General features: G+C 45.4%; 12 protein-coding genes. 10 read left to right on the top strand and 2 right to left on the bottom strand.

What is annotated here, in order from left to right; all coding sequences use genetic code 11:
* Positions 1-158 precede the first annotated feature (158 nt).
* Positions 159-1,076 (bottom strand): carboxylating nicotinate-nucleotide diphosphorylase, encoded by a 918-nt coding sequence (gene nadC, locus SVI_RS01245; RefSeq protein WP_013049545.1) that lies wholly within the window; start codon positions 1,074-1,076, stop codon positions 159-161.
* A gap of 347 nt (positions 1,077-1,423) precedes the next feature.
* Between nadC and ampD the strand changes: the two genes are divergently transcribed.
* The 9 genes from ampD to SVI_RS01290 all read left to right on the top strand — a co-directional run bounded on the left by ampD (position 1,424) and on the right by SVI_RS01290 (position 19,478).
* Positions 1,424-2,002 carry a 1,6-anhydro-N-acetylmuramyl-L-alanine amidase AmpD gene (gene ampD, locus SVI_RS01250; RefSeq protein WP_013049547.1) on the top strand — a complete coding sequence of 193 codons (579 nt, stop codon included), beginning with the start codon at positions 1,424-1,426 and terminating at the stop codon, positions 2,000-2,002.
* 98 nt (positions 2,003-2,100) lie between these two features.
* A complete protein-coding gene (gene ampE, locus SVI_RS01255; RefSeq protein WP_013049548.1) occupies positions 2,101-2,952 on the top strand; it encodes a beta-lactamase regulator AmpE in 852 nt (283 codons plus the stop codon).
* Positions 2,953-3,287: 335 nt separating this feature from the next.
* A complete protein-coding gene (pdhR, locus tag SVI_RS01260; RefSeq protein ID WP_013049549.1) occupies positions 3,288-4,040 on the top strand; it encodes a pyruvate dehydrogenase complex transcriptional repressor PdhR in 753 nt (250 codons plus the stop codon).
* 114 nt (positions 4,041-4,154) lie between these two features.
* The gene (aceE, locus tag SVI_RS01265; RefSeq protein ID WP_013049550.1) at positions 4,155-6,815 is read left to right on the top strand and encodes a pyruvate dehydrogenase (acetyl-transferring), homodimeric type; all 2,661 of its coding nucleotides are present in this window, start codon (positions 4,155-4,157) and stop codon (positions 6,813-6,815) included.
* A gap of 13 nt (positions 6,816-6,828) precedes the next feature.
* Entirely contained in the window at positions 6,829-8,700 is a 1,872-nt protein-coding gene (gene aceF, locus SVI_RS01270) for a pyruvate dehydrogenase complex dihydrolipoyllysine-residue acetyltransferase (RefSeq protein ID WP_013049551.1), read from the top strand.
* A gap of 160 nt (positions 8,701-8,860) precedes the next feature.
* Entirely contained in the window at positions 8,861-10,291 is a 1,431-nt protein-coding gene (gene lpdA / locus SVI_RS01275; RefSeq protein ID WP_013049552.1) for a dihydrolipoyl dehydrogenase, read from the top strand.
* Between the two features lie 189 nt (positions 10,292-10,480).
* Positions 10,481-14,941 carry an EAL domain-containing protein gene (locus SVI_RS01280; RefSeq protein WP_013049553.1) on the top strand — a complete coding sequence of 1,487 codons (4,461 nt, stop codon included), beginning with the start codon at positions 10,481-10,483 and terminating at the stop codon, positions 14,939-14,941.
* A gap of 120 nt (positions 14,942-15,061) precedes the next feature.
* Positions 15,062-17,284: a patatin-like phospholipase family protein gene (locus SVI_RS01285; protein WP_013049554.1), complete on the top strand. Its 2,223-nt coding sequence runs from the start codon at positions 15,062-15,064 to the stop codon at positions 17,282-17,284.
* Positions 17,285-17,426: 142 nt separating this feature from the next.
* Positions 17,427-19,478: a M13 family metallopeptidase gene (locus SVI_RS01290; protein WP_013049555.1), complete on the top strand. Its 2,052-nt coding sequence runs from the start codon at positions 17,427-17,429 to the stop codon at positions 19,476-19,478.
* A gap of 113 nt (positions 19,479-19,591) precedes the next feature.
* Here SVI_RS01290 and hxpB read toward each other — a convergent pair whose 3' ends face one another.
* A complete protein-coding gene (hxpB, locus tag SVI_RS01295) occupies positions 19,592-20,257 on the bottom strand; it encodes a hexitol phosphatase HxpB (protein WP_013049556.1) in 666 nt (221 codons plus the stop codon).
* Positions 20,258-20,673: 416 nt separating this feature from the next.
* On the opposite strand from hxpB, the gene acnB reads away from it, so the two are divergent.
* Positions 20,674-23,271 carry a bifunctional aconitate hydratase 2/2-methylisocitrate dehydratase gene (gene acnB, locus SVI_RS01300; protein ID WP_013049557.1) on the top strand — a complete coding sequence of 866 codons (2,598 nt, stop codon included), beginning with the start codon at positions 20,674-20,676 and terminating at the stop codon, positions 23,269-23,271.
* Positions 23,272-23,329 lie beyond the last annotated feature (58 nt).

Consider the following 23,329-nt stretch of genomic DNA (forward strand, 5'->3'; position numbering starts at 1 on the left):
AAGGTAAGTTAATGCTCTAGATATGTCATATGACGATAACATGATTTTGAGCGAGTCAGGGTCAATATTTTTATGCAGGATTCTGCTGAGTTTTTATTAAAAGTGACTCGAGTTAGAGAGTCACTTTGAAATCATAATAATTGCAGCATCTTTGGTGATTAGTTTTTCAAGCGCAGAGACAAGTCGAGGGCTTGGACATGCTTAGTTAGTGCACCAACAGAGATGTAGTCGACTCCTGTCTTGGCAAAATCGGCGATAGTATCGATAGTGACATTGCCCGACACTTCGAGTTTGGCTTGTTTATCGTCGGCTAGGCGCTTATTGAGTTCAACGGCTTCGATCATCATGGTCACGTCGAAGTTATCCAGCATTATGATATCCGAGCCAGCTTCTAGCGCTTGTTGCAGCTCTAGTATGTTTTCTACCTCGACTTCGACAAGTTTATCCCCATGTAACTCTCTGGCTTTCGAGATAGCTTGAGCTATGCCGCCACAAGCCATGATATGGTTTTCCTTGATAAGGAAAGCATCATACAGGCCGATCCTATGGTTTTTGCCGCCGCCGCAGGTGACCGCATACTTCTGCGCTGTGCGTAGGCCAGGGATGGTTTTTCGAGTGTCGAGCAGCTTGGTATTGGTGCCGGCTATCTTATCGACATAATGTTTCGTCAGGGTGGCGACCCCAGATAAGGTCTGAATGAAGTTCATCGCGGTGCGCTCGCCTGTGAGTATGGCGCGCGCCGGGCCTGAGAGTTCACACAGAACTTGATTGGCTACTAATAGATCACCATCATCAACATGCCAGTGGATCGCAACTTCACCACCGAGTTGGTTGAAAACCTGTTCAGCCCAGGCCTTACCGCAGAATACTCCCTCTTCACGAGTGATTAAGCTTGCTTGTGCATGCTTATCTGCCGGGATTAGTTGCGCCGTGATATCTGCATTAGCCTTATCTAGGCCTGTCATTTTATCTTGGCTATTAACATCATGGCTGGTCGCAGCTTGAATTGGGGCTTGGTAGCCTAAATCTTCTTCAAGAGCGGCTTTTACGGCAAGCCTAATATCATTTTCCAACATTATCGGGATCCTTGGTGCTTAATTTAGAAGCTAGGTACGACAGGTGAACGATTTATATTTTAAATCGGCTGCCATGCTTGATAAGACTAATAATAACAAATTTGATTTATAAAGGTAGGGTGTAAGCCCGTTAGCTTTACCTATCGCCTCATCGGCTACAGGGGGAGTGGTCGATTCATTACTTTGTGGCGGATCAAGCTTTATCGGCTACACTTCTGCTCAATGTGACATTTACTGCAGATGAGCGGGCCAGTATAAGTGCTAACGACTGGCATTGGTCTTTTCAGTGAGAGGTCTAACTGGTAAAGTGTTGATAAGATATTGCTGATACTCGGTTAACTTAATTCTTGATAAAAACTAAACTAATTCCAGACTTTGAACTTGGTTGGGCCAAAGGGGTGAAACGGTGCGTGTCACCTCATTTTAACTCTAGGCCAGATAATGAGGTTAGCCTGTTAGTTATTCATAATATAAGCTTACCAGCTGGCTGCTTTGGTACACCCTTTATAGATCAGCTTTTTCAAGGTTGTTTAGATGTAACTGCGGATCCCAGTTTTAAAGATCTTCATGGTCTCCAAGTTGCGGCACATTTTCTTATTCGCAGAGACGGGCAAGTTACTCAGTATGTATCTTGTGATGACCGCGCCTGGCATGCGGGAGAATCTAGTTTTCAGGGGCAAGAAGAGTGTAATGATTTTGCCATAGGTATTGAGCTTGAAGGCACAGATACAGAAGATTATACCGAGTCTCAATACCTGGAGTTGATTAGGCTGACTCTAGGCTTGTTGGCCAGGTATCCCAAGTTAAATGTGGACGCCATCGTCGGCCATTGTGATATAGCACCAGGTCGAAAAACCGATCCAGGTAACAGTTTCGATTGGATTAGGTATAAATGTGAGTTAACTCTGGGGCTGAGTCGTCCTTAACGTTTAATCTCTTAGCTGGCTGAATGTCTCTTAGACCCAAGGAGATGAATCAGCCCTAATAATTAGACGTATAAACCTTAGTAAAAAGGATAAGCTTAATGGCACTTTTTTCTTTATTAATAGCGGTAATGGTTGAGCGATTAAAGTTGTTACCTAAGTCATGGCAACTTGAATCATTTCTCACCCTGTACTCGAATAATCTATTCGGTAAAAAACAGCTCGAGTCTGAAGCCGTGATGGCTTTGGCTATTCTTCTACCGGCAATAAGTGTGTATGTGGCCACTTGGGCCCTAAAGGGCATGCTATGGGGGGGATTGAGTCTATTGTTTTGGGTTGGGATCTCAATTCTGTGCTTTAGCCATCAGAAACAAAGAACCGCTTTTAAGCGATACATGCAGGCAGCTTGCAGGGGGGACTCCCAAGCTTGTTACCATTTTGCTGAAGAGCTCGACTGTAAACGTGCTATTGAAGCTGTCAGTGAGAGTGATTTAGGCGCTAAAGTCGGTCAGAGTGTCACTTGGCTCAATTATCGTTTCTATGGTGCGGTTGCTCTCTATCTCATTTTTTTTGGTCCAGCAGGGGCCGTCTTATATTGTACCGTGCGCTTCTTTGCCGATGAAAGTCGGCAGCAATCATTGGAATTACCTTTAGTCGACAAGGTGCTCATGCTCCTAGATTGGTTACCTAGCCGGATATTTTCTTTTGGCTATGTGCTCAGCGGCCAATTCTCCCAAGCTTTTACTCGTTGGCGCAAGCTGGGGCTAAGTCTGAACCATAGTGCCAGAGATATAGTGACTCAGGTTGCCTTAGCCGCAGAGCCTAGTCCTGAAGCTTCAGGCACCCCCATTTGTGTCCAGGCGACATTGGCATTACTTCAGCTAAGTAAACGTAATTTCATTTTGTTGTTAACTACACTTTCTCTGTTGACCATCTTTGGTGTGGTGGCGTAAAAGAATCTTACTCCTAAGAGTTGGACCTTGGATTTGTAATTCAGTGTCATTCGAAAAACCTTAGTGATGGCAGCACACCATTGAAATGAGTCTCTGGTGTGCTGCCAGGCCTTTCTCGCTCTCATCTGCAACATCACATCTATCTCTTAGTCTATTGTTGGCGTTTGTTATTCGTGACAATGGTCTGACCTTTCTTTGTTGAATTTCCGCTATGCTCACACATCGTGAGTTTCCCAGACTCAGGTCACAAACTGGACTTTCAAAATGTGATTTGATAAAGTGCGCTCAGTCGGGTAAATTGGTAAGACCAATTTACAATAGCAGCTGAGGGTCATATGGCTTATAGCAAAATAAACCAGCCAAAGATTTCTGATGTCATCATGGGTCAATTAGAGCAGATGATCTTGGAAGGAAGCCTCCAACCTGGTCAGAAACTGCCTCCTGAGCGTGAACTGGCACTTCAATTTGAAGTATCCCGTCCCTCATTACGCGAAGCTATTCAAAAATTAGAAGCCAAAGGTTTGCTGCTGCGCCGTCAAGGCGGTGGCACTTATGTCAAAGAGCAGCTTTGGCAGAGCCTCGCCGATCCCATAGTTGAATTGATGCACAGTGATTCCGAGAGTCAGTATGATCTCCTAGAGTTTCGTCATGCCACCGAAGGCATGATGGCCTATTTTGCAGCGCTTCGGGGTACCGATGCCGATATGCAGAATATCAAGCGCACCATAATGGAAGTGGATGGGGCGATAGAAATAGAGCAACAAGCAGAAGCCATAGTACGTTTTTATCGTGCCATAGCTGAGGCGTCACACAATGTGGCCATGTTGCATCTGGTACTCAGTTTAGCTCCTGTGCTGCATAAAAACGTGGCACAGAACTTGGAATTGCTGAATCGAAGAGAGGAAGCATCCACAAGGGCAAACGAACATAGGCTAGCTTTGCTAGCTGCAATCGTTCGCCGTGATCCTGACGCGGCACGTGAAGCCTCGAATGAGCATTTAAGCTATATCGAGGAAATAATGTTGACCGTTAGGAAAGAAGATAGTCGGTTGCAGCGCAGTCTGCGCCGTTTAAAAAGTGGTGACTAGCTCGCTTTAGTGTGAGCGTAAGCCAGCCACCAACTCATATTTTTATTATTTTAAATACCACTAAGTACTAAGGTTAGGTACTTGGGTATTACGTATATAGGAAAGGACTGCGATATGTCTGAACATATGCTACAAGATCTGGATCCATTAGAGACTCAAGAATGGTTATCTGCTCTAGAATCAGTTGTTCGTGAAGAAGGTGTTGAGCGTGCTCAATATCTACTGGAACAAGTACTGGACAAGGCCCGTTTAGACGGCGTCGATATGGCTACTGGTATCAATACCAACTATATCAACACCATCCCAACCAGCCAAGAGCCTGCATACCCAGGTAATACTACGCTAGAGCGTCGCATTCGTTCTATTATTCGCTGGAATGCGATAATGATAGTGCTTAGAGCTTCTAAGAAAGATCTGGATTTAGGTGGCCATATGGCTTCTTTCCAGTCTTCTGCTGCATTCTATGAAGTGTGTTTTAACCACTTCTTCCGTGCACCGAACGAAGTTGATGGTGGCGATTTAGTTTATTACCAAGGTCATATCTCTCCTGGTATCTATTCTCGTGCATTCGTTGAGGGTCGTTTAAGCGCTGCACAGCTAGATAACTTCCGTCAAGAAGTCGATGGTGAAGGTATCCCTTCATATCCACATCCTAAGCTTATGCCTGAGTTCTGGCAGTTCCCGACCGTTTCTATGGGTCTGGCTCCTATGTCTTCTATCTATCAGGCTCGTTTCCTTAAGTATCTCGACGGTCGCGGACTTAAAGATACTTCGGCTCAGCGCGTATATGCCTTCTTGGGCGACGGTGAGATGGATGAGCCTGAATCACGTGGTGCAATTTCATTTGCGGCTCGTGAAAAACTGGATAACCTTTGTTTCCTGATTAACTGTAACCTACAGCGCCTCGATGGCCCTGTAATGGGTAACGGTAGCATCATCCAGGAGCTTGAAGGCTTGTTTAGAGGCGCTGGCTGGAACGTAGTCAAGGTGATCTGGGGTAACAATTGGGATTCACTGTTAGCCAAAGATACTACGGGTAAGCTGCTACAGCTGATGAATGAGACTGTAGATGGTGATTACCAGACATTTAAGTCAAAAGATGGTGCCTACGTACGTGAGCATTTCTTCGGTAAGTATCCAGAAACTGCTGCTCTGGTTTCTGATATGACAGATGACGAGATCTTCGCACTTAAGCGTGGTGGTCATGAGTCTTCTAAGCTATATGCTGCATTTAAGAACGCTCAAGATACTAAGGGTAAACCTACAGTGATCTTGGCCAAGACCGTTAAAGGTTATGGTATGGGCGGCGCAGCCGAAGGTAAGAACATTGCTCACCAGGTGAAGAAGATGGACATGAGCCATGTACTTCAACTACGTGACCGTCTAGGCCTTCAAGATCTACTAACAGATGAGAAGGTTGCAGAACTGCCTTACTTGTCATTAGAGGAAGGTTCAGAAGAGTACAAGTATTTGCATGCGCGTCGTGATGCACTGCATGGTTACACTCCTCAACGTCTGCCTAACTTCACTAAACCTTTAGAGCTACCTGAGATTGAAGACTTTAAGCCCTTGCTTGATGAGCAGAAGCGTGACATCTCGACCACTATGGCATTTGTTCGCTCGCTAAATATATTGCTTAAGCACAAAGGTGTGAGTAAAAATATCGTTCCTATCATAGCCGATGAGGCGCGTACATTTGGTATGGAAGGTCTGTTCCGTCAGATAGGTATTTACAATCCTAAGGGTCAGAACTACACCCCACAAGATCGTGAAATTGTTTCTTACTACAAAGAAGCGACTTCGGGACAGGTATTGCAAGAAGGTATCAACGAGCTAGGTGCTATGTCTTCATGGGTTGCTGCGGCAACGTCATACAGCACTAACGATCTACCGATGATTCCATTCTACATCTACTATTCTATGTTTGGTTTCCAGCGTGTTGGCGACATGGCATGGATGGCGGGCGATCAACAGGCGCGTGGCTTCTTGTTAGGTGCTACAGCCGGTCGTACTACCTTGAACGGTGAAGGTCTGCAACACGAAGATGGCCATAGCCATGTTCAGGCTAACACGATTCCAAACTGTATCTCTTACGATCCTACATATGCCTACGAAGTAGCAGTCATCATCCAAGATGGTATGCGTCGCATGTATGGCGATCAGGAAAATGTGTTCTATTACCTGACGCTGATGAATGAAAATTACGCCATGCCAGCTATGCCTGAAGGTGCTGCTGAAGGTATTCGTAAGGGTATCTACAAGCTTGAGTCATACCAAGGTAGTAAGCAGGTTCAGCTGATGAGCTCAGGCACTATCATGAATGAAGTGCGCAAAGCGGCGAAAATCCTCAGTGAAGAATACGATGTAGCATCTGATGTTTATTCGGTCACATCTTTCAATGAGTTAACTCGTGAAGGTCAGGATGTCGAGCGTTACAACATGCTGCATCCTGAAGCTGAGCAGAAGCAAGCTTACATTGCTCAGGTAATGGGTACAGCTCCTGCAATTGCAGCTACAGATTACATGAAGAACTACGCCGAACAAGTTCGTGCCTTTATGCCATCTGAATCATTCAAGGTACTAGGTACCGATGGTTTCGGTCGCTCAGACAGCCGTGACAACTTGCGTCGTCACTTCGAAGTGAATGCTGGCTATGTAGTCATTGCAGCACTGACTGAGTTAGCTAAACGTGGTGATATTGAAAAATCTGTTGTGGCTCAGGCTATAGCTAAATTCAATATCGACGCAGACAAGATCAACCCGCTATACGCGTAAGAGGCAATATAAAATGACAATCGAAATTAATGTACCTGATATTGGTGCGGATGAGGTTGAAGTCACCGAGATCTTAGTCAGCGTAGGCGACAAGGTTGAAGAAGAACAATCGCTGATTGCTGTCGAAGGCGACAAGGCCGCGATGGAGGTGCCTGCATCTCGAGCGGGTATAGTGAAAGAGATTAAGGTAGCTATTGGAGATAAGGTGGCTACCGATGCATTGATCATGATCTTCGAAGACGAAGCAGCATCGGCTCCCGTGGCTCAAGCTGCGGCAGCTCCTGTGCCAGTAGCGGCCACAGCCGCTCCGGCATCTGTCGAGCTTAAAGAAGTGAATCTGCCTGATATCGGTGACGATGAAGTCGAAGTGACTGCAATCTTAGTTAGCCCTGGTGATATTATCACTGAAGATCAGGCAATCTTAAGCGTCGAAGGTGACAAGGCGTCGATGGAAGTACCGGCTCCTTTCAATGGCGTCTTAAAAGAGATTAAAGTTGAGATTGGTGACAAGGTTTCTACCGGTAGCTTAGTCATGGTATTCGAAATAGCAGGTTCATCTGCTGCGCCAGTGGCCGCTCCAGTAACACCTGTGGCTGCTCCGGTTGCCACTGCTGCATCGGTACTAGAAGTAGCCGTCCCCGATATTGGTGATGATGAAGTCGAAGTGACTGAGATCATGGTGAAAGTCGGTGATACAGTGACCGAAGAGCAGTCACTGATTAGCGTCGAAGGCGACAAGGCTGCCATGGAAGTACCGGCTCCTTTCGCTGGTACGATTAAAGAAATCAAAGTCGCCACTGGTGACAAGGTTTCTACTGGCTCGTTAATCATGATTTTCGAAGTAGCTGGCCAAGCGCCTGCTGCAGCACCAGTAGTTGCTGCACCGGCTCAAGTAGCTCCAGTTCAAGCATCTGCATCGACAGCGAAACCAGCTAAAACTGATTTTGTAGAAAATGACGCTTATGCCCATGCATCTCCTGTGATCCGTCGCCTTGCTCGTGAGTTTGGTGTAAACCTGGCAAATGTCAAAGGTACTGGTCGCAAGAATCGTGTTATTAAAGAAGATGTGCAGAATTACGTTAAGGCTGCGGTTAAGCAAGTTGAATCGGGTAGTGTTAAAGCTGCCGCTGGTGGCAACGAGCTTAACTTACTAGCATGGCCAAAGATCGATTTCAGCAAGTTTGGTGAAACCGAAGTTAAGCCATTATCTCGTATTCAGAAGATTTCAGGTGCTAACCTACACAGAAACTGGGTGAAGATCCCCCATGTGACTCAGTGGGATAATGCAGATATAACTGAACTCGAAGTATTCCGTAAGGCGCAAAACGCGGCGGAAGCTAAGAAAGATTCCGGCATGAAGATCACTCCCTTGGTGTTTATCATGAAGGCGGTTGCTAAGGCTCTGGAAACTTTCCCAACCTTTAATTCTTCTCTGTCTGAAGATGGCCAAAGTTTGATCCTGAAGAAGTACGTCAATGTTGGTATTGCCGTCGATACGCCTAATGGTCTAGTTGTCCCTGTGTTCAAAGATGTGAACAAGAAAGGCATCCATGAGCTATCGGACGAGCTAAAGGTGATATCTAAGAAGGCCCGTAGCGGCAAGTTAACCGCTTCAGACATGCAAGGTGGTTGCTTCACTATTTCTAGCCTAGGTGGCATAGGTGGAACGGCATTTACACCAATCGTTAATGCACCTGAAGTGGCAATTCTTGGGGTATCTAAGTCTGAGATGAAGCCGGTATGGAATGGTAAAGATTTCGAGCCGCGCTTGATGTTGCCTCTGTCACTATCTTATGATCATAGGGTCGTAGATGGCGCCGAAGGTGCACGTTTTATCAGCTATTTAAACAGCTGCTTATCAGATATTCGTACTCTGGTACTTTAAAAAAAAGGCTGCTTGATTCAAGCAGCCTTTTTTATAGTAAATGTATTATTGTGATCAGCATCAAACAAAGGTTAAAATGCGGCCACCTTACAAGGTTTGGCAACGTTTTATTCTTGCGCTATGGGTTAGTGCAGGGAAATGAAAAGAATAAGAGGAAATCATGAGTAACGAAATCAAGACTCAGGTAGTGGTATTAGGTTCAGGCCCTGCAGGTTATTCGGCGGCATTCCGTGCGGCTGACCTAGGACTGGAGACTGTTATCATCGAACGTTTCAGCACTTTAGGTGGCGTTTGTCTGAACGTAGGTTGTATCCCGTCGAAGGCGCTTTTACACGTATCTAAAGTGATCGAAGAGGCGAAAGCCGTTGCCGATCATGGTGTGGTTTTTGGCGAGCCAAAGATCGACCTGGATAAGCTACGCGGCTTCAAAAATTCAGTTATCAGCCAGTTAACAAGCGGATTGGGCGGCATGTCCAAGATGCGTAAAGTCGACGTAGTTAATGGCTTCGGTAAGTTTACCGGTCCTAATACTATTGAAGTTGTCGGTGAAGATGGCGTTAAAGTGGTTCATTTCGAACAGGCTATTATCGCTGCAGGTTCTCGTCCTATCGAACTGCCATTTATTCCACATTCTGATCCACGTGTTTGGAATTCAACCGATGCGCTGGAGCTTAAAGAAGTTCCAGGTAAGCTACTTATCATGGGCGGCGGCATCATTGGCCTAGAGATGGGTACAGTTTACGCTTCTCTGGGTAGCCAAATTGACGTGGTTGAGATGTTGGATCAACTCATTCCAGCAGCCGATAAAGATATCGTGCGTGTCTACACCAAGAAGGTTAAGAATAAGTTTAACCTTATGATGCAGACTAAGGTCACAGCCGTAGAAGCCAAAGATGATGGTATCTATGTGACTATGGAAGGTAAGAAGGCTCCTGCTGAAGCTGTGCGTTACGATGCCGTGCTAGTCGCAATCGGTCGTGCACCAAATGGTAAGTCTATCGATGCCGAGAAAGCTGGAATTAATGTGGATGAGCGTGGCTTCATCAATGTTGATAAGCAGATGCGTACCAATGTCGCTAACATCTATGCTATCGGTGATATCGTCGGTCAACCTATGCTTGCTCACAAAGGTGTGCATGAAGGCCATGTGGCTGCAGAAGTTATCTCTGGCTTGAAGCACTTCTTCGACCCTAAGGTTATTCCTTCGATTGCTTATACAGATCCTGAAGTCGCTTGGGTTGGTCTAACCGAGAAGGAAGCTAAAGAGCAAGGTATCGCCTACGAGACTGCAAGTTTCCCTTGGGCCGCCAGTGGCCGTGCAATCGCTTCAGATTGTAGCGATGGTATGACTAAGCTTATTTTTGATAAAGAGACTCACAGAGTCATAGGTGGCGCTATCGTCGGTGTTAACGGCGGTGAGCTACTGGGTGAAATTGGTCTGGCGATTGAGATGGGTTGTGATGCAGAAGATCTTGCATTGACTATTCATGCTCATCCAACCTTACATGAGTCTGTAGGCCTTGCGGCTGAGATCTATGAAGGTTCGATCACTGATTTGCCAAACCCTAAGGCAAAAAAGAAGAAAAAGTAATATTTTCTTAGAGTCATGAAAAAGGCGCTCATTTGAGCGTCTTTTTTTATGCCTTGAAAAAAGGAACTAAAATTAGTGTTAATGATTTGCTATTAAGATGGTGAATTAATTTTAATGAACTGATACATTCTAGTAAGTTTTTGATATGTGGACTTTATAAGCAATTTATATGAATAGTGCTAATCGATAATGCTATTAACTAAAATTATAAAAAATGTGTGTTTACTCATATTGTTTAGTACTTGCCTGACTCCGGTCACGGCAAGTGATTTTGTTATGCGTGTCTTTGGAGAAAGAGAAGGTTTAGAAGCCGGCACAATAAACGATATCAGCTTCGATTCTCACGGATTTGTATGGGTGGCTACGGAGCAGGGATTATATCGATTAAGTAACTCTAAGATTAGACGTATAGATAAGCAAAAATTCGACCTAAGGCTTTCCAGTGAATACATTAATATGGTTGAGCCTCTGAGTGAGAAGCATCTATTAGTCAGTAATTATTCAGATACTTACCTATACAATATGCTACAAAATAAGTTCGTGCGTTTCGGTAGTGAAACACTTTTCCCTGATTATAAGGGCGGTGGGATCATCGCTCAGGTGAAGCAAGGTGATCACTATATTTTTCTGACTTTAGATGGTGAGTTACTCCAATATTCTTATGAAAAGTCCTTGCTGGAACGGATTGTTTTCCTTCCGACTAATGCCGATATCCCTTGGGGGAATTTAGCCGTCTTAGATGATGGCCGTATGATCGTCGGCACTGAGTTTGAGTTAGAGCTTAGAGATAGCCAAGGTCAGAGAATTGCTGCTTTTCCCTGGGGAGAAGAATTCGGCCTGATGAAGCAGTTGTTTAAAGATTCTCAGGGGCGAATTTGGCTGAGTTCAAGTGAAGGGGTTTATAGAGTTTATGCCGATACTCTTGAGATCCAAGCTGTCGAAGCGCTATCTTTTTATGCCACCAATATAGCCGAAGATAACCTGGGTGATTTTTGGATCTCCGGGAGACTAGGCTTAATCAAATGGAGGCCGGGAGACACTGAATATCAAACGTATAAACAGCAACTTAAACAAGTTGCAGATATGGATTATATCTATGACATTGAAATCGATGACTCAGGACTTATTTGGGTAGGAGGTGCCGGAGAGGGCCTTGCCATAGTCACAAGCGAACCAGATTTTTTAGTCGATACCTATACCGCTGCGTCACCATACTCCTTGAGTGATGAGATTATTTGGGGGATTTATGCCGAGGGTGAACATGTTTGGTTGGGTACCGATAACGGCCTGTTCTCGATAAATAAACTAACCCAGACATCTAGCCGTTTATTTCCCCAAGGTTTAGAGCTCAATGATAGTATTTATGGTGTAGATAGTCTGGATGCTGACAACCTTTTATTATCGACCACCAATGGTCTGTTCGTGGTGCACAAAGCGACTTTTACGGCCCAAAGATTTTCCCAGTGGACTCATGGTGAGAGCTCGCTGGAAAATAAGATAGTTTATGCCAGTTATCAAGATCCCCTAATTCAAGGTCGCTGGTGGTTTATGACGTCCACTGGCTTGTATTTCTGGGAACCAGGTCTGTTCGACCCTCAGGCTATGCCGGTTTTATCCGATGATCTTAGCTCGAGAATAATAGATATCCGCACGGTTATCAGGGATGAGTCTGGGACACTCTGGCTCGGTGGTACCCAAGTCTTTGGTTATCTGGATAATCAAGGCGAGTTCCATTCAAAACTTGCCAAGTTTAGTGATGGCAGCACAGAAGTGGGTGTCAATAACATCGAGATAATTGATGCTAATACCTTTTGGTTGGGAACATCACCAAGAGGTTTACTCGAATACACACTGGATTCCGGTGAGGCAAGAGCGCTAAATAAAGATTGGGAAATTGATTGTACATCTGTCTATTTCATCCAGGAAATCGCAGATTTCAGGTTAATTGCTTGTCCTAATTCCCTGCTCAGGTATAGCAAATCTACTGGGGAACTCAAGGTTATTGGTCATGACGATGGCTTGCTAGGGGAGGAACTCAATGATGGTTCATATTTTTATGATCCCAGTGAGGGACTTTATGTGGGCACACCGGATGGAGCTATGTTGCTGGATGTCGACAGTTTATCTAATCGACTTATGCTTGATGGCGTGTTTTTGGAGGCGGTTTCAGTTTTCTATGATGAGGGAATGCAAATCGACCTTATCCCCCAAGATGAAAAAATCATAAAACCCGGTGCAAGGATGATCAGCTTTCAGATAACCAGTCTGAATTATCTCGATGATACCCCTATGACCCTACAGTATCGCCTCAGGCGAGAAAGGGACATTCCCGAAGCTAAATATTTACTACTAGATGGCCAGTCTCAGCTCAACATCACAGGCCTGCAATACGGAAAATATACCTTAGATATCTTGAGTCAAGAGAATGGCATTTGGTCTGCTAAACCTTACAGTTTTAGCTTTACCGTTAAGCAATATTGGTGGCAGATGTCCTGGGTTAAAAGCCTGCTGTTATTAAGTCTATTATGTATCTGTATCGGAGTTATCCTGTATCGACAGAGGCAAGTTCAGGCATTTAAACGGATTAATACCGCATTGGTCGAGAGTGAAGAGAGGCTGAGGCAGTCTCTGAAAGGCAGTGACTCTGAGCTGTGGGAATGGCGCCATGACTCTCAGATGTTCAGCCTGGAGAATCAGCGGGAAGAGAAAGAGGATGACCGAGGCAATATCTTCCTCAAGTTAGAGGATGTTCCTATTCATAGGGAAGATAGAGATAAGGTGGTTAATGCCTGGGATAACATGCAGCAAGGCTTGAGTGACCGTTTCGATGTCGAGTATCGCTATCGCCGCAAAGACAAGAGCTGGGGATGGACCAGAGTCTTGGGGCGTCCGGTGGAGGTGGATGCTGAGTCGGGTAGTATATTAAGGGTCGCGGGGATTTATTCTGATATCACCTTGCAGCGTCAGTTAGAAGACGATGTAAAGTTGCTGGCCCAGGCATTTGGCAACACCTCCGAAGGCGTGCTGATTTTGGACGGCGCGGAGCGAATTAAGGTGTCTAATAAAGCCGCCCAAACCATAGTCGGTGCCTCGGCGGAGATGCTAAACGGTAAGTTTTTCTCTGAATTAATTTTAGCTAAAGAGGGGCGTTCGGATGACATTGTTTGCCTACTTAAGCAGGAAATCTCCTGGACAGGTGAGCAAGAGTTTTTACGTGAACAAGGTGGATCGTGTCCGGTCTGGCTTAATGTATCGGCTATGCTGGGGAGTAAAGGAAACATAACTCATTATGTGGCCGTATTTTCCGATATAACTGAGAGAAAACGCAGCGAGGCCGATCTTAGGCGTTTGGCAAATTATGATGTGCTAACTGGCCTTCCTAACCGTTCTTTGTTTGCTACTCGCCTGACTCAGTCGATAGATGGTGCAGAGCATAGTGGTGAAAAATTAGCGCTGATATTTCTCGATCTCGATAGGTTTAAGCACGTCAATGACTCCTATGGTCATAGCATGGGGGATGCCTTGTTGGTGGAGGCTGCCAATCGTCTACAGTCTTGTATTTCACCAGAGCACACCTTATGTCGCTTCGGCGGCGATGAATTTGTGATCTTATTAAGAGATGCTGCAAACTTAGATACGATAAATCATATTTGTACTCAATTACTCGAGCAGATCGAGACGCCCTTCGAGCTCTATGGTCGAGAGTTTTTTATCTCTACCAGCATAGGGGTGAGTTTATGGCCCGATGATGCCAGGGAGGCTGAGGTGCTGATCAATAATGCCGATCAGGCTATGTATCACGCCAAAGAAGAAGGTCGTGGTAACTTTCAGTACTTCTCTTCCGAACGTAATTCAGAAGCCTTGTACCACCTGAGACTGGAAGCCGAGCTTCGTAAGGCGATAGAGAGAGATGAGTTCGAGCTGCATTACCAACCTCAGGTAAATATCCTTAAAGGGGATAAGTTGTGCGGTATGGAAGCACTATTGAGATGGCATCACCATGAAGACGGCTTAATCCGTACCGATATATTTATCAAGGTGGCAGAGTCTTGTGGCTTGATTGTCGATATAGATCTTTGGGTGTTACGCCAGGCCTGTATACAAGGCAAGATCTGGTCCAAATCTTATGCAGAGCCCTTTAAATTATCGGTAAATATCTCGGCGGTCCATTTTCGCCAGCCTGATTTTATCCAAGGGGTTAAAAGAATTTTACAAGAGACCGAGCTAGATCCTCGCTTATTGGGTTTCGAAATCACCGAAGGCGTGTTGATGAAGGAGTTGGATACGGCTAAGGAGCATCTTTTAGAGCTTAGAGCGCTTGGAATTGATGTTGCAATCGATGATTTTGGTACTGGTTACTCCTCATTAGCCTATTTACGCCATTTCGATGTGGATACTTTAAAAATTGACCGCTCATTCCTTATCGATATCGCCACCAATGAGGCAGATCAAGCTATTGCCAGTAGTATTATTGAGCTTGCCAGAAACCTTAAACTAAACGTTGTCGCCGAAGGTGTGGAGACAAAAGAGCAGCTTGAGCAGGTCTTTAGCCGTGGTTGCTATGTGATCCAGGGATATTATTTCTCCAAACCCTTAACTGTGGTCGAGATAGAGAAATATATGGATAATTCAAGCCCAATTTTCCAATAAGAACTCATCTGTAGATTGATAATTAAGCTAATATTTCCTTATTTGAACTTAAACTTCTTTCGTGGTTTTTGTTAGAATAAATGCGCTAATTGTTACTAATAACTAAAGAAAAAACAAAATATGATACGTTTATTGACCTTATTTCTTGTGCTAACTTTCAGTTTTTCGGCATTAGCCGATGAGGTGCGCCCTAAGATCGGCCTGGTACTCAGTGGTGGTGGAGCCAAAGGTGCCGCACATATTGGTGTGCTTAAAATATTGGAACAAAATCGCATCCCAGTTGATTATATTGCCGGAACCAGCATAGGCGCCTATGTCGCTGGCATGTATGCCTTAGGCTACAGTGCTACTGAGATTGAGAAAATCATGCTCAATGAGAACTGGTCAGACGGTTACTCAGACACTATTCCCAGACAGGCGTTGAGTTACCGCGATAAGAGGCAGAGAGATAGGTTTAATATTCCTCTGAACTTAGGGTACAGCGACGAAGAGGTTAAGTTACCTAATGGCTTGTTACGCGGACAGACAATGTCACAATTGCTGCAAAGATCAACTGATCTAGTGCATCAATTTGGTCATTTCGATGAGCTCGCCATTCCCTATCGAGCCGTGGCTACGGATCTGGAGACGAGTCAAGCTGTGGTTATCAGCAATGGCAGCATAGTTAAGGCCATGCAAGCCTCGGCGACTGTGCCCGGCGCCCTGCAGCCTGTGGAGTATGAAGGCAAATTGCTGATCGATGGGGGTATAGGTAACAATATGCCTGTGGATGTGGTCAAAGCAATGGGAGCAGACATCATCATAGCCGTAGATATAGGTTCGGCTCTGGTGAAGAAACAGGAGTTAACCAGCACAATCGCCGTGCTCAATCAGCTCTCTACCATGCTCACTAATGCCAGTACCGAACGTCAGAAAGCGCTATTGACGAACGATGATATTCTTATCCGTCCCGATGTAGGAGAGATGAGTACTACAGATTTTACTATCATGCCAGAAGCCTTCTCACTGGGTGAAGAGGCGGCATTGAAGCACTTGATCAGTCTACAAGGTCTAAGTGTCAGCGAAGAGTCATATCTAGCCTATGTTGCTAGGAAGAAACGTTTGAGTCACCGATGGCTGGATGAACTCGATCATCCCATAGTTAATATCGTATTTAACAATGATTCTAAAGTCAGTGAGTCTTTATTGAGGCAGGCTTTGGGGCTTAAAGAGGGGGAGGTTGTCTCCCAAGAACGACTGGCCAAAGGCATTGCCGATGTCTATGCCCTAGACAAGTTTGAGCGCGTTAATGCCGAGTTTATCGATTCCGACCAAGGCCGAGTTTTGACCCTAAATACCCATGCAAAATCTTGGGGGCCAAACTATTTTCAGTTGGGATTTAGCTGGGAAGATGATTTTACTTTAGATTCAGCTGTATCACTGGATCTGGCCTATACCCTAACAAATTTGACTCCCACGGGAGGAGAGTGGCGCAATGAAGTTAAGCTAGGATTCGAAAAGTTAATTTCGACCGAGTTTTACCAGCCTCTGGATTATGATCAGGCCTTCTATACTCGTGCCAAATTGGGCTATGAGATAAAGAACTGGGAACTCTTTGGTAAAAACTCCAACATACTCAAGATTACTCAGAATCAGTATCGTGCCGATGTGGGAATAGGCTACAACTATGTAAAAGAGGGAATACTTGAACTTGGTTTTACCGCCGAAACGGGTTTGCTAGAAAATGCATTATTTGTCAAAGATTTAGCCTATCACTCATATGGTGGTTATTTCAAATTTGGTTATGATGATCTGGATAGCATCAACTTCCCTACTTCGGGAAATCGGCTTACTTTAGATGTTTACTACCGTAAAGAAGACAACCCTAACTTCAATTTCGACGAGTTAGGTGAGCTAGCCGAGAATTCTGTACAAGTTGAACTCGATTGGCGCGGCGCCTTGAGTGTGGGGAATCATGCATTTGTTGGTATCGCGTCATTAGCCACGGTAGCAAAGGACGCAGGAATTAGCGTGCATGTATCTCGACTGGGTGGCTTCCTCAACCTTTCCGGTTATCACAAAAACGCCCTTGTTGGGCCCCATAAGGTTTTCGGTGCCTTCGTCTATCAATATGATCTCGGTCGAGATGTGTTGGGTATGACAGATTACCCCCTATATCTTGGCACCAGTATCGAGGCGGGTAATGTATGGCAGTTAAAGGATAATGTGGATCTGGATGACCTTATTTATTCCGGCAGCCTGTATTTTGGCACGGACACCAGCATGGGACCTGCGGCGCTGGGTTTTGGCTGGGCCGACAATGGAGAGACGTCAATCTTCCTGTTTCTAGGCAGGAACTGGTAAATAAGTGACCTTGATTAGCTGAATTAATAGAAAGTTACAAATATTGGCTACTGTGTTAAATCCCATGGTGATAGGGTGTCGTGGGAAATTTATAGCAGGCTTGAAGATAGCAGGCCGCTACAAGAATAAATCGGGGATTAAAATGAACAGAGTAAGTAAATTGGCACTAGGCATAGCATTAAGCTTAGGCCTGGCAGCATGTAGTAACGAAACTACGACACCTGTAGTACAACAAATCGAAAAAGTGTCAGGTGTTGAGAAGGTAAATTTCGATAGCTCGGTTCGTCACCAAGACGACTTCTACTATAGCGTTAACGGCCATTGGCTCGCCAACACTCCTATACCAGCGGATAAATCTAACTATGGTGCCTTCTCTGTACTCTATGAACGAAGTCAGAATGCGCTGAAGAAAATTATTGATGAGACTGCGGCTAAGCCAAATAAAGCCGAGGGTTCCAGTGAGCAGAAAGTCGGTGACTTTTATGCCAGTTACATGAATACCGATATCATAGAAAAACTAGGGTTCAGCCCTTTAAGCGATCAGCTAGGGGATATCGCCCAGGCAAAAGATCATCAGGATATCGCCAGCCTTATGGGAAGCTTGCTTGTTAGCGGCGTGCAAATTCCTTTCGGTTTCTACGTCAACAATGATGCTAAAAATTCGACTCAGTATGCTGTCTATCTGCATCAGTCGGGTCTGACCCTGCCGGATCGTGATTATTATCTTAAAGATGATGACAAATTTGTTGCCAATCGAGCCGCCTTGAATACTTATGTTGCCGACATCATGACCCAAGCTGGCAGTAAAAATTCTGAGCGAGTCGCAGACAGTGTCGCTAAAATTGAGACGTTTATAGCTCAGAGCCAGTGGAGTCGTGTCGAGTCCCGTGATGCCAATAATAGCTATAACAAGATGGATAGAGCCGAGTTACAGGCTAAGGTCACTAACTTCGATTTCGTTCAATTTTCCGCTAGTGCCGATATAGATAAGGTTACCGAGGTGATCGTGCGTCAACCTTCCTATTTCGAGAAGTTCGGTGCTAAGTTCACTCAGTTCTCTGTGGCCCAGTGGCAAGACTATCTGGCTTTCCATCTGGTGGACAGCTATGCCGAACTCCTGAGTAAAAACTTCGTCGATCTCCACTTCGATTTCCATAGCAAAACCTTGATGGGCATCGAAGAGCAGAAGCCGCGCTGGAAGATGGCTGTGGATGCATCGGATCAGGTGATCGGTGAGCTTGTAGGCAAAGAGTATGTTAAGCAGTACTTTAAGCCTGAAGCGAAACAGAGAATGGAAGGTTTGATCCAAGCCTTGATTAAAGGCTTCGAGGTCAGCATAGATGAAATCGAATGGATGACGCCTGAGACTAAGGTTGCCGCCCAAGAGAAGCTAGCTAAATTTACCTATAAGATAGGTTATCCGGAGAAGTGGAAAGACTACACAGATCTTAAGATAACAGCGGATCACTTGGTGGGTAACTATCAAGCTTATGCCAAGTTCGAATATAAGACCATGCTGGATAAACTTGGTAAGCCTATCGATCGCACTGAGTGGCATATGACACCTCAGACGGTAAATGCTTACTATAATCCTGTGATGAATGAAATTGTGTTCCCCGCGGCTATTCTTCAGCCTCCTTTCTTTAATATGGGAGCCGATGATGCGGTGAATTTCGGTGGCATAGGTGCGGTTATCGGTCATGAGATTAGTCATGGTTTCGATGACCAAGGCGCTAAGTATGATGGTGACGGCAATTTGAGAGACTGGTGGACCGATGCCGATCGCGCCGAGTTCCAAAAGCGTGGTGCTCAGCTATCGGCTCAGTATGCGGGCTATGAGGCACTGCCGGGGAAACACGTTAATGGTGATTTGACTCTAGGTGAGAATATTGGCGATCTGGGCGGTTTGACCGTTGCGGCTCGTGCTTATCATCTGAGCCTTAATGGCAAACCATCACCGGTTATCGATGGCTTGACTGGCGAGCAGCGTCTGTTTATTGGTTGGTCTCAGGTATGGCGTCGTAATTATCGTGATGAGGAGCTGGGTCGTCGCCTGATGACAGATTCCCATTCCCCGAGTCATTTCCGCGCCATGGGTACTCCGCGTAACATACCCGCCTTCTATCAGGCCTTCGACGTGAAAGAGGGCGATAAGATGTTTTTAGCTCCGGAAGATCGCGTCAAGATCTGGTAATTAGAGCAGTAAACTAATAGAAATTAGACCAAGCCCATCTTTTTAGATGGGCTTTTTATTGGAGCTTTGGTCAATTTGTTAGAACTTAGAACTTAGAACTTAGAACTTAGAACTTAGAACTTAGAATCTAGAACTTCAGGTAATTGCGTAAGATCTCTGAGTTGCTGGTGGGCGAGAATCCATCTGGGCTCACCTTGTTGTTCGACTGCCGGAATCACTATGGTCTGCATATTGGCGGCCCTCGCGGCTACCAAGCCATTGAAGGAGTCCTCTATGGCGACACAAGTCATAGGGTCGATATCCAGTGCCTTGGCACAGTTTAGATATACCTCAGGATGAGGTTTACCATAGGCAAGGTGCTCGGCGGACTGTATGGAATCGAAGTAGTGAGCAAGCTTAAGCTTGTTTAAAACGGCTTCTATGATTGGGCTCGATGATGAGGTGGCTAAGCCAATCTTATAGTCATTATCCCGACAAAACTTGAGTGCTTGCTCTACACCTGTCATGGCTTGCCCAGTAGTGCTAATCATATTGACAACTTGATCGACTATGGCGTTAGCAGTTTTCTCATTGTCATAATTATCCCAGGGGAATTTCTGATACCAGTAACTGACGACCTGATCGATTCTCAACCCCGTCGTTTGAAGTGTGTCTTCAAAGCGTATTGGTAGCCCCAAGAGTTCCAGGGTCTGAAATATTGCTTTCTGCCAGCTTGGCTCCGAGTCGATAAGTACACCATCCATGTCGAAAATGATGGCTTTTAGCTTAGGCGAGGTCATATAGCTCCAATATATTCATTATAACTAGCGTGAATAGTACTCCTGTTTTTCGTCAGTTTCTTGAGAACTTACCTATAATTTATTTAGAGATATTTGCCATAAACCCCTATTTACAAGTATGTATAACAAGGTTTTATTTAACTTTAATTGCTATTATTCAATACGTTACCTATTAAGTAATAGCTTGTGATTATGTTATTTGTGGTATTTATAGATTAACTAGAATAAAAGCCTTTAAAAAAGTAAGGTTAATAGCTAAAGTGGTACTCGATAGGAATGTGATCTGGTTCAAACTTTTGTCGAGCTATAGTATAATCATCAGCAGAAAAACGCTTGAGCCTGCAGGACTGTTAGCTTTCAATACTAGGAAGTACAGTTTTGTTGTTAGAACGCCAAATAACAAGAGGAATGTTGCCGTGCTAGAAGCATATCGTAAACACGTCGCAGAACGTGCTTCAGAGGGCGTAGTCCCTAAGCCATTAGATGCCCATCAAGTGGCCGAGTTAGTTGAAGTCGTTAAGAACCCACCTGCAGGAGAAGAGGCGTTTATCCTCGACCTGCTAGAGAATAGAATTCCACCAGGAGTAGATGAAGCCGCCTATGTTAAAGCGGGTTTCCTGGATGCTGTGGCCACCGGTGAAGTTACATCGCCAATTCTAACCTCGGCGCATGCCGTTGAACTGCTTGGCACCATGCAGGGCGGCTATAACATAGATCCCTTGATTGCTCAGTTGGATGTTACAGCTCAGGCACCACTGGCTGTAAAAGCCTTATCAAAAACCTTATTGATGTTTGATTCTTTTCATGATGTGGTTGAGAAGATGCAAGCAGGCAATGAATTTGCTAAGCAGGTCGTTCATGCATGGGCCGATGCCGATTGGTTCCTCAATCGTCCTAAGCTTGCTGAGAAGATCTCTCTCACCGTGTTTAAAGTAACAGGTGAAACGAACACAGATGACTTGTCTCCGGCTCCCGATGCCTGGTCTCGCCCTGATATTCCTTTGCATGCGTTAGCTATGCTAAAGAATGCTCGTGACGGTATCGTACCGGATGAGGCTGGCACTCTCGGACCTATCAAAGAAATTGAACAACTTAAGACTAAAGGTTTCCCACTCGTCTATGTTGGTGATGTTGTTGGTACGGGTTCTTCACGTAAGTCGGCAACGAACTCAGTGCTTTGGTTCATGGGTGATGATATCCCTAATGTACCTAACAAGCGCGGTGGTGGTTTCTGTCTCGGTGGTAAAATTGCTCCTATCTTCTTCAATACCATGGAAGATGCTGGTGCTCTACCGATCGAACTCGATGTGACCAAGATGGACATGGGCGATGTTATCGATATCTACCCATACCAAGGCATAGTTAAGCGTCACGATAGCGATGAAGTTATCTCAGAGTTTAGCCTGAAGACAGCAGTCTTGATGGATGAAGTTCGTGCCGGTGGCCGTATTCCATTGATCATCGGACGTGGTCTTACCGCTCGTGCTCGCGCAGTGCTTAAGCTCGAGGATTCAAAGGTCTTCGTATTGCCAAAAGATGTGGCCGATACGGGCAAAGGTTATACCCTTGCTCAGAAAATGGTTGGTAAAGCCTGTGGTGTTACCGGTATTCGTCCGGGCCAATACTGTGAGCCTAAGATGACTTCTGTGGGCTCGCAAGATACTACCGGTCCTATGACTCGTGATGAGCTTAAAGATCTGGCTTGTCTAGGTTTCAGTGCCGATCTGACTATGCAATCATTCTGTCACACTGCGGCTTATCCTAAGCCTGTGGATGTGAACACTCACCATACGCTGCCTGATTTCATCATGAATCGTGGCGGTATATCACTGCGTCCAGGTGATGGAGTTATCCACTCTTGGTTAAACCGTATGTTATTGCCTGATACCGTAGGTACAGGTGGTGATTCACATACTCGTTTCCCAATTGGTATCTCTTTCCCTGCGGGTTCCGGTCTAGTGGCTTTCGCCGCGGCGACAGGTGTTATGCCTCTGGATATGCCTGAATCTGTTTTGGTACGTTTCAAAGGTGAAATGCAACCGGGTATCACACTACGTGATCTGGTACACGCTATTCCACTTAAAGCTATCGACATGGGTCTCTTGACCGTAGAGAAGCAAGGTAAGGTTAACTTCTTCTCTGGCCGAGTGCTTGAGATTGAAGGCCTAGAAAGCTTAAAGGTTGAGCAGGCATTTGAATTGTCAGATGCGTCAGCCGAGCGTAGTGCTGCAGGTTGTAGCATCAAGCTGGATAAAGAGCCTATCATCGAATATCTAAACTCCAACATAGTCATGTTGAAGTGGATGATTGCCGAAGGTTATGGCGATCGTCGTACCATCGAGCGTCGTATTATCGCGATGCAAGATTGGTTAGCTAACCCAGAGTTACTGGAAGCCGATGCCGATGCCGAATATGCGGCAGTTATCGAAATCGATTTGAGTGATATTAAAGAGCCTATTCTTTGTGCTCCAAACGATCCCGATGATGCGGTACTGCTATCAGATGTTAAGGACACCAAGATTGACGAAGTCTTCGTCGGTTCTTGTATGACTAACATAGGTCACTTCCGTGCCACGGGTAAGATGCTGGATAAGTTTGCTACGACCTTGCCGACACGTTTATGGATCGCACCACCGACTAAGATGGATCGTGACCAACTTACCGAAGAAGGCTACTACGCCATATTCGGTCGTGTAGGCGCTCGCATCGAGATCCCTGGTTGTTCTCTATGTATGGGTAACCAGGCACGTGTTGCCGAAGGTGCGACTGTGGTCTCTACTTCAACGCGTAACTTCCCTAACCGTCTAGGTACAGGTGCTAATGTTTACTTGGCTTCTGCCGAGCTAGCTGCAGTTGCGGCTCTGCTGGGTCGTCTGCCTTCTGCCGATGAATATCAGACTTATGCGAAAGAGTTGGACGCGACTGCGGCCGATACCTATCGTTACCTGAATTTCGATAAGATGCAGTCTTATACTGAAAAAGCGGCTGAGGTTATCTTCCAGTCGGCAGTATAAAGTCACAAAGACCTTAGTGCTCTGTGAGCACTAAGCTGAAACAAAAAAGCTAGATTCA

It is taken from the genome of Shewanella violacea DSS12 (genome assembly GCF_000091325.1).
In the GTDB taxonomy this organism is placed as follows: domain Bacteria; phylum Pseudomonadota; class Gammaproteobacteria; order Enterobacterales; family Shewanellaceae; genus Shewanella; species Shewanella violacea.

Coding starts and splice junctions, on each gene's coding strand:
- nadC (WP_013049545.1), bottom strand. CDS start 1,076: ATGTTGGAAAATGATATTAGGCTTGCCGTAAAAGCCGCTCTTGAAGAA.
- ampE (WP_013049548.1), top strand. CDS start 2,101: ATGGCACTTTTTTCTTTATTAATAGCGGTAATGGTTGAGCGATTAAAG.
- pdhR (WP_013049549.1), top strand. CDS start 3,288: ATGGCTTATAGCAAAATAAACCAGCCAAAGATTTCTGATGTCATCATG.
- aceE (WP_013049550.1), top strand. CDS start 4,155: ATGTCTGAACATATGCTACAAGATCTGGATCCATTAGAGACTCAAGAA.
- aceF (WP_013049551.1), top strand. CDS start 6,829: ATGACAATCGAAATTAATGTACCTGATATTGGTGCGGATGAGGTTGAA.
- lpdA (WP_013049552.1), top strand. CDS start 8,861: ATGAGTAACGAAATCAAGACTCAGGTAGTGGTATTAGGTTCAGGCCCT.
- SVI_RS01280 (WP_013049553.1), top strand. CDS start 10,481: ATGCTATTAACTAAAATTATAAAAAATGTGTGTTTACTCATATTGTTT.
- SVI_RS01285 (WP_013049554.1), top strand. CDS start 15,062: ATGATACGTTTATTGACCTTATTTCTTGTGCTAACTTTCAGTTTTTCG.
- SVI_RS01290 (WP_013049555.1), top strand. CDS start 17,427: ATGAACAGAGTAAGTAAATTGGCACTAGGCATAGCATTAAGCTTAGGC.
- hxpB (WP_013049556.1), bottom strand. CDS start 20,257: ATGACCTCGCCTAAGCTAAAAGCCATCATTTTCGACATGGATGGTGTA.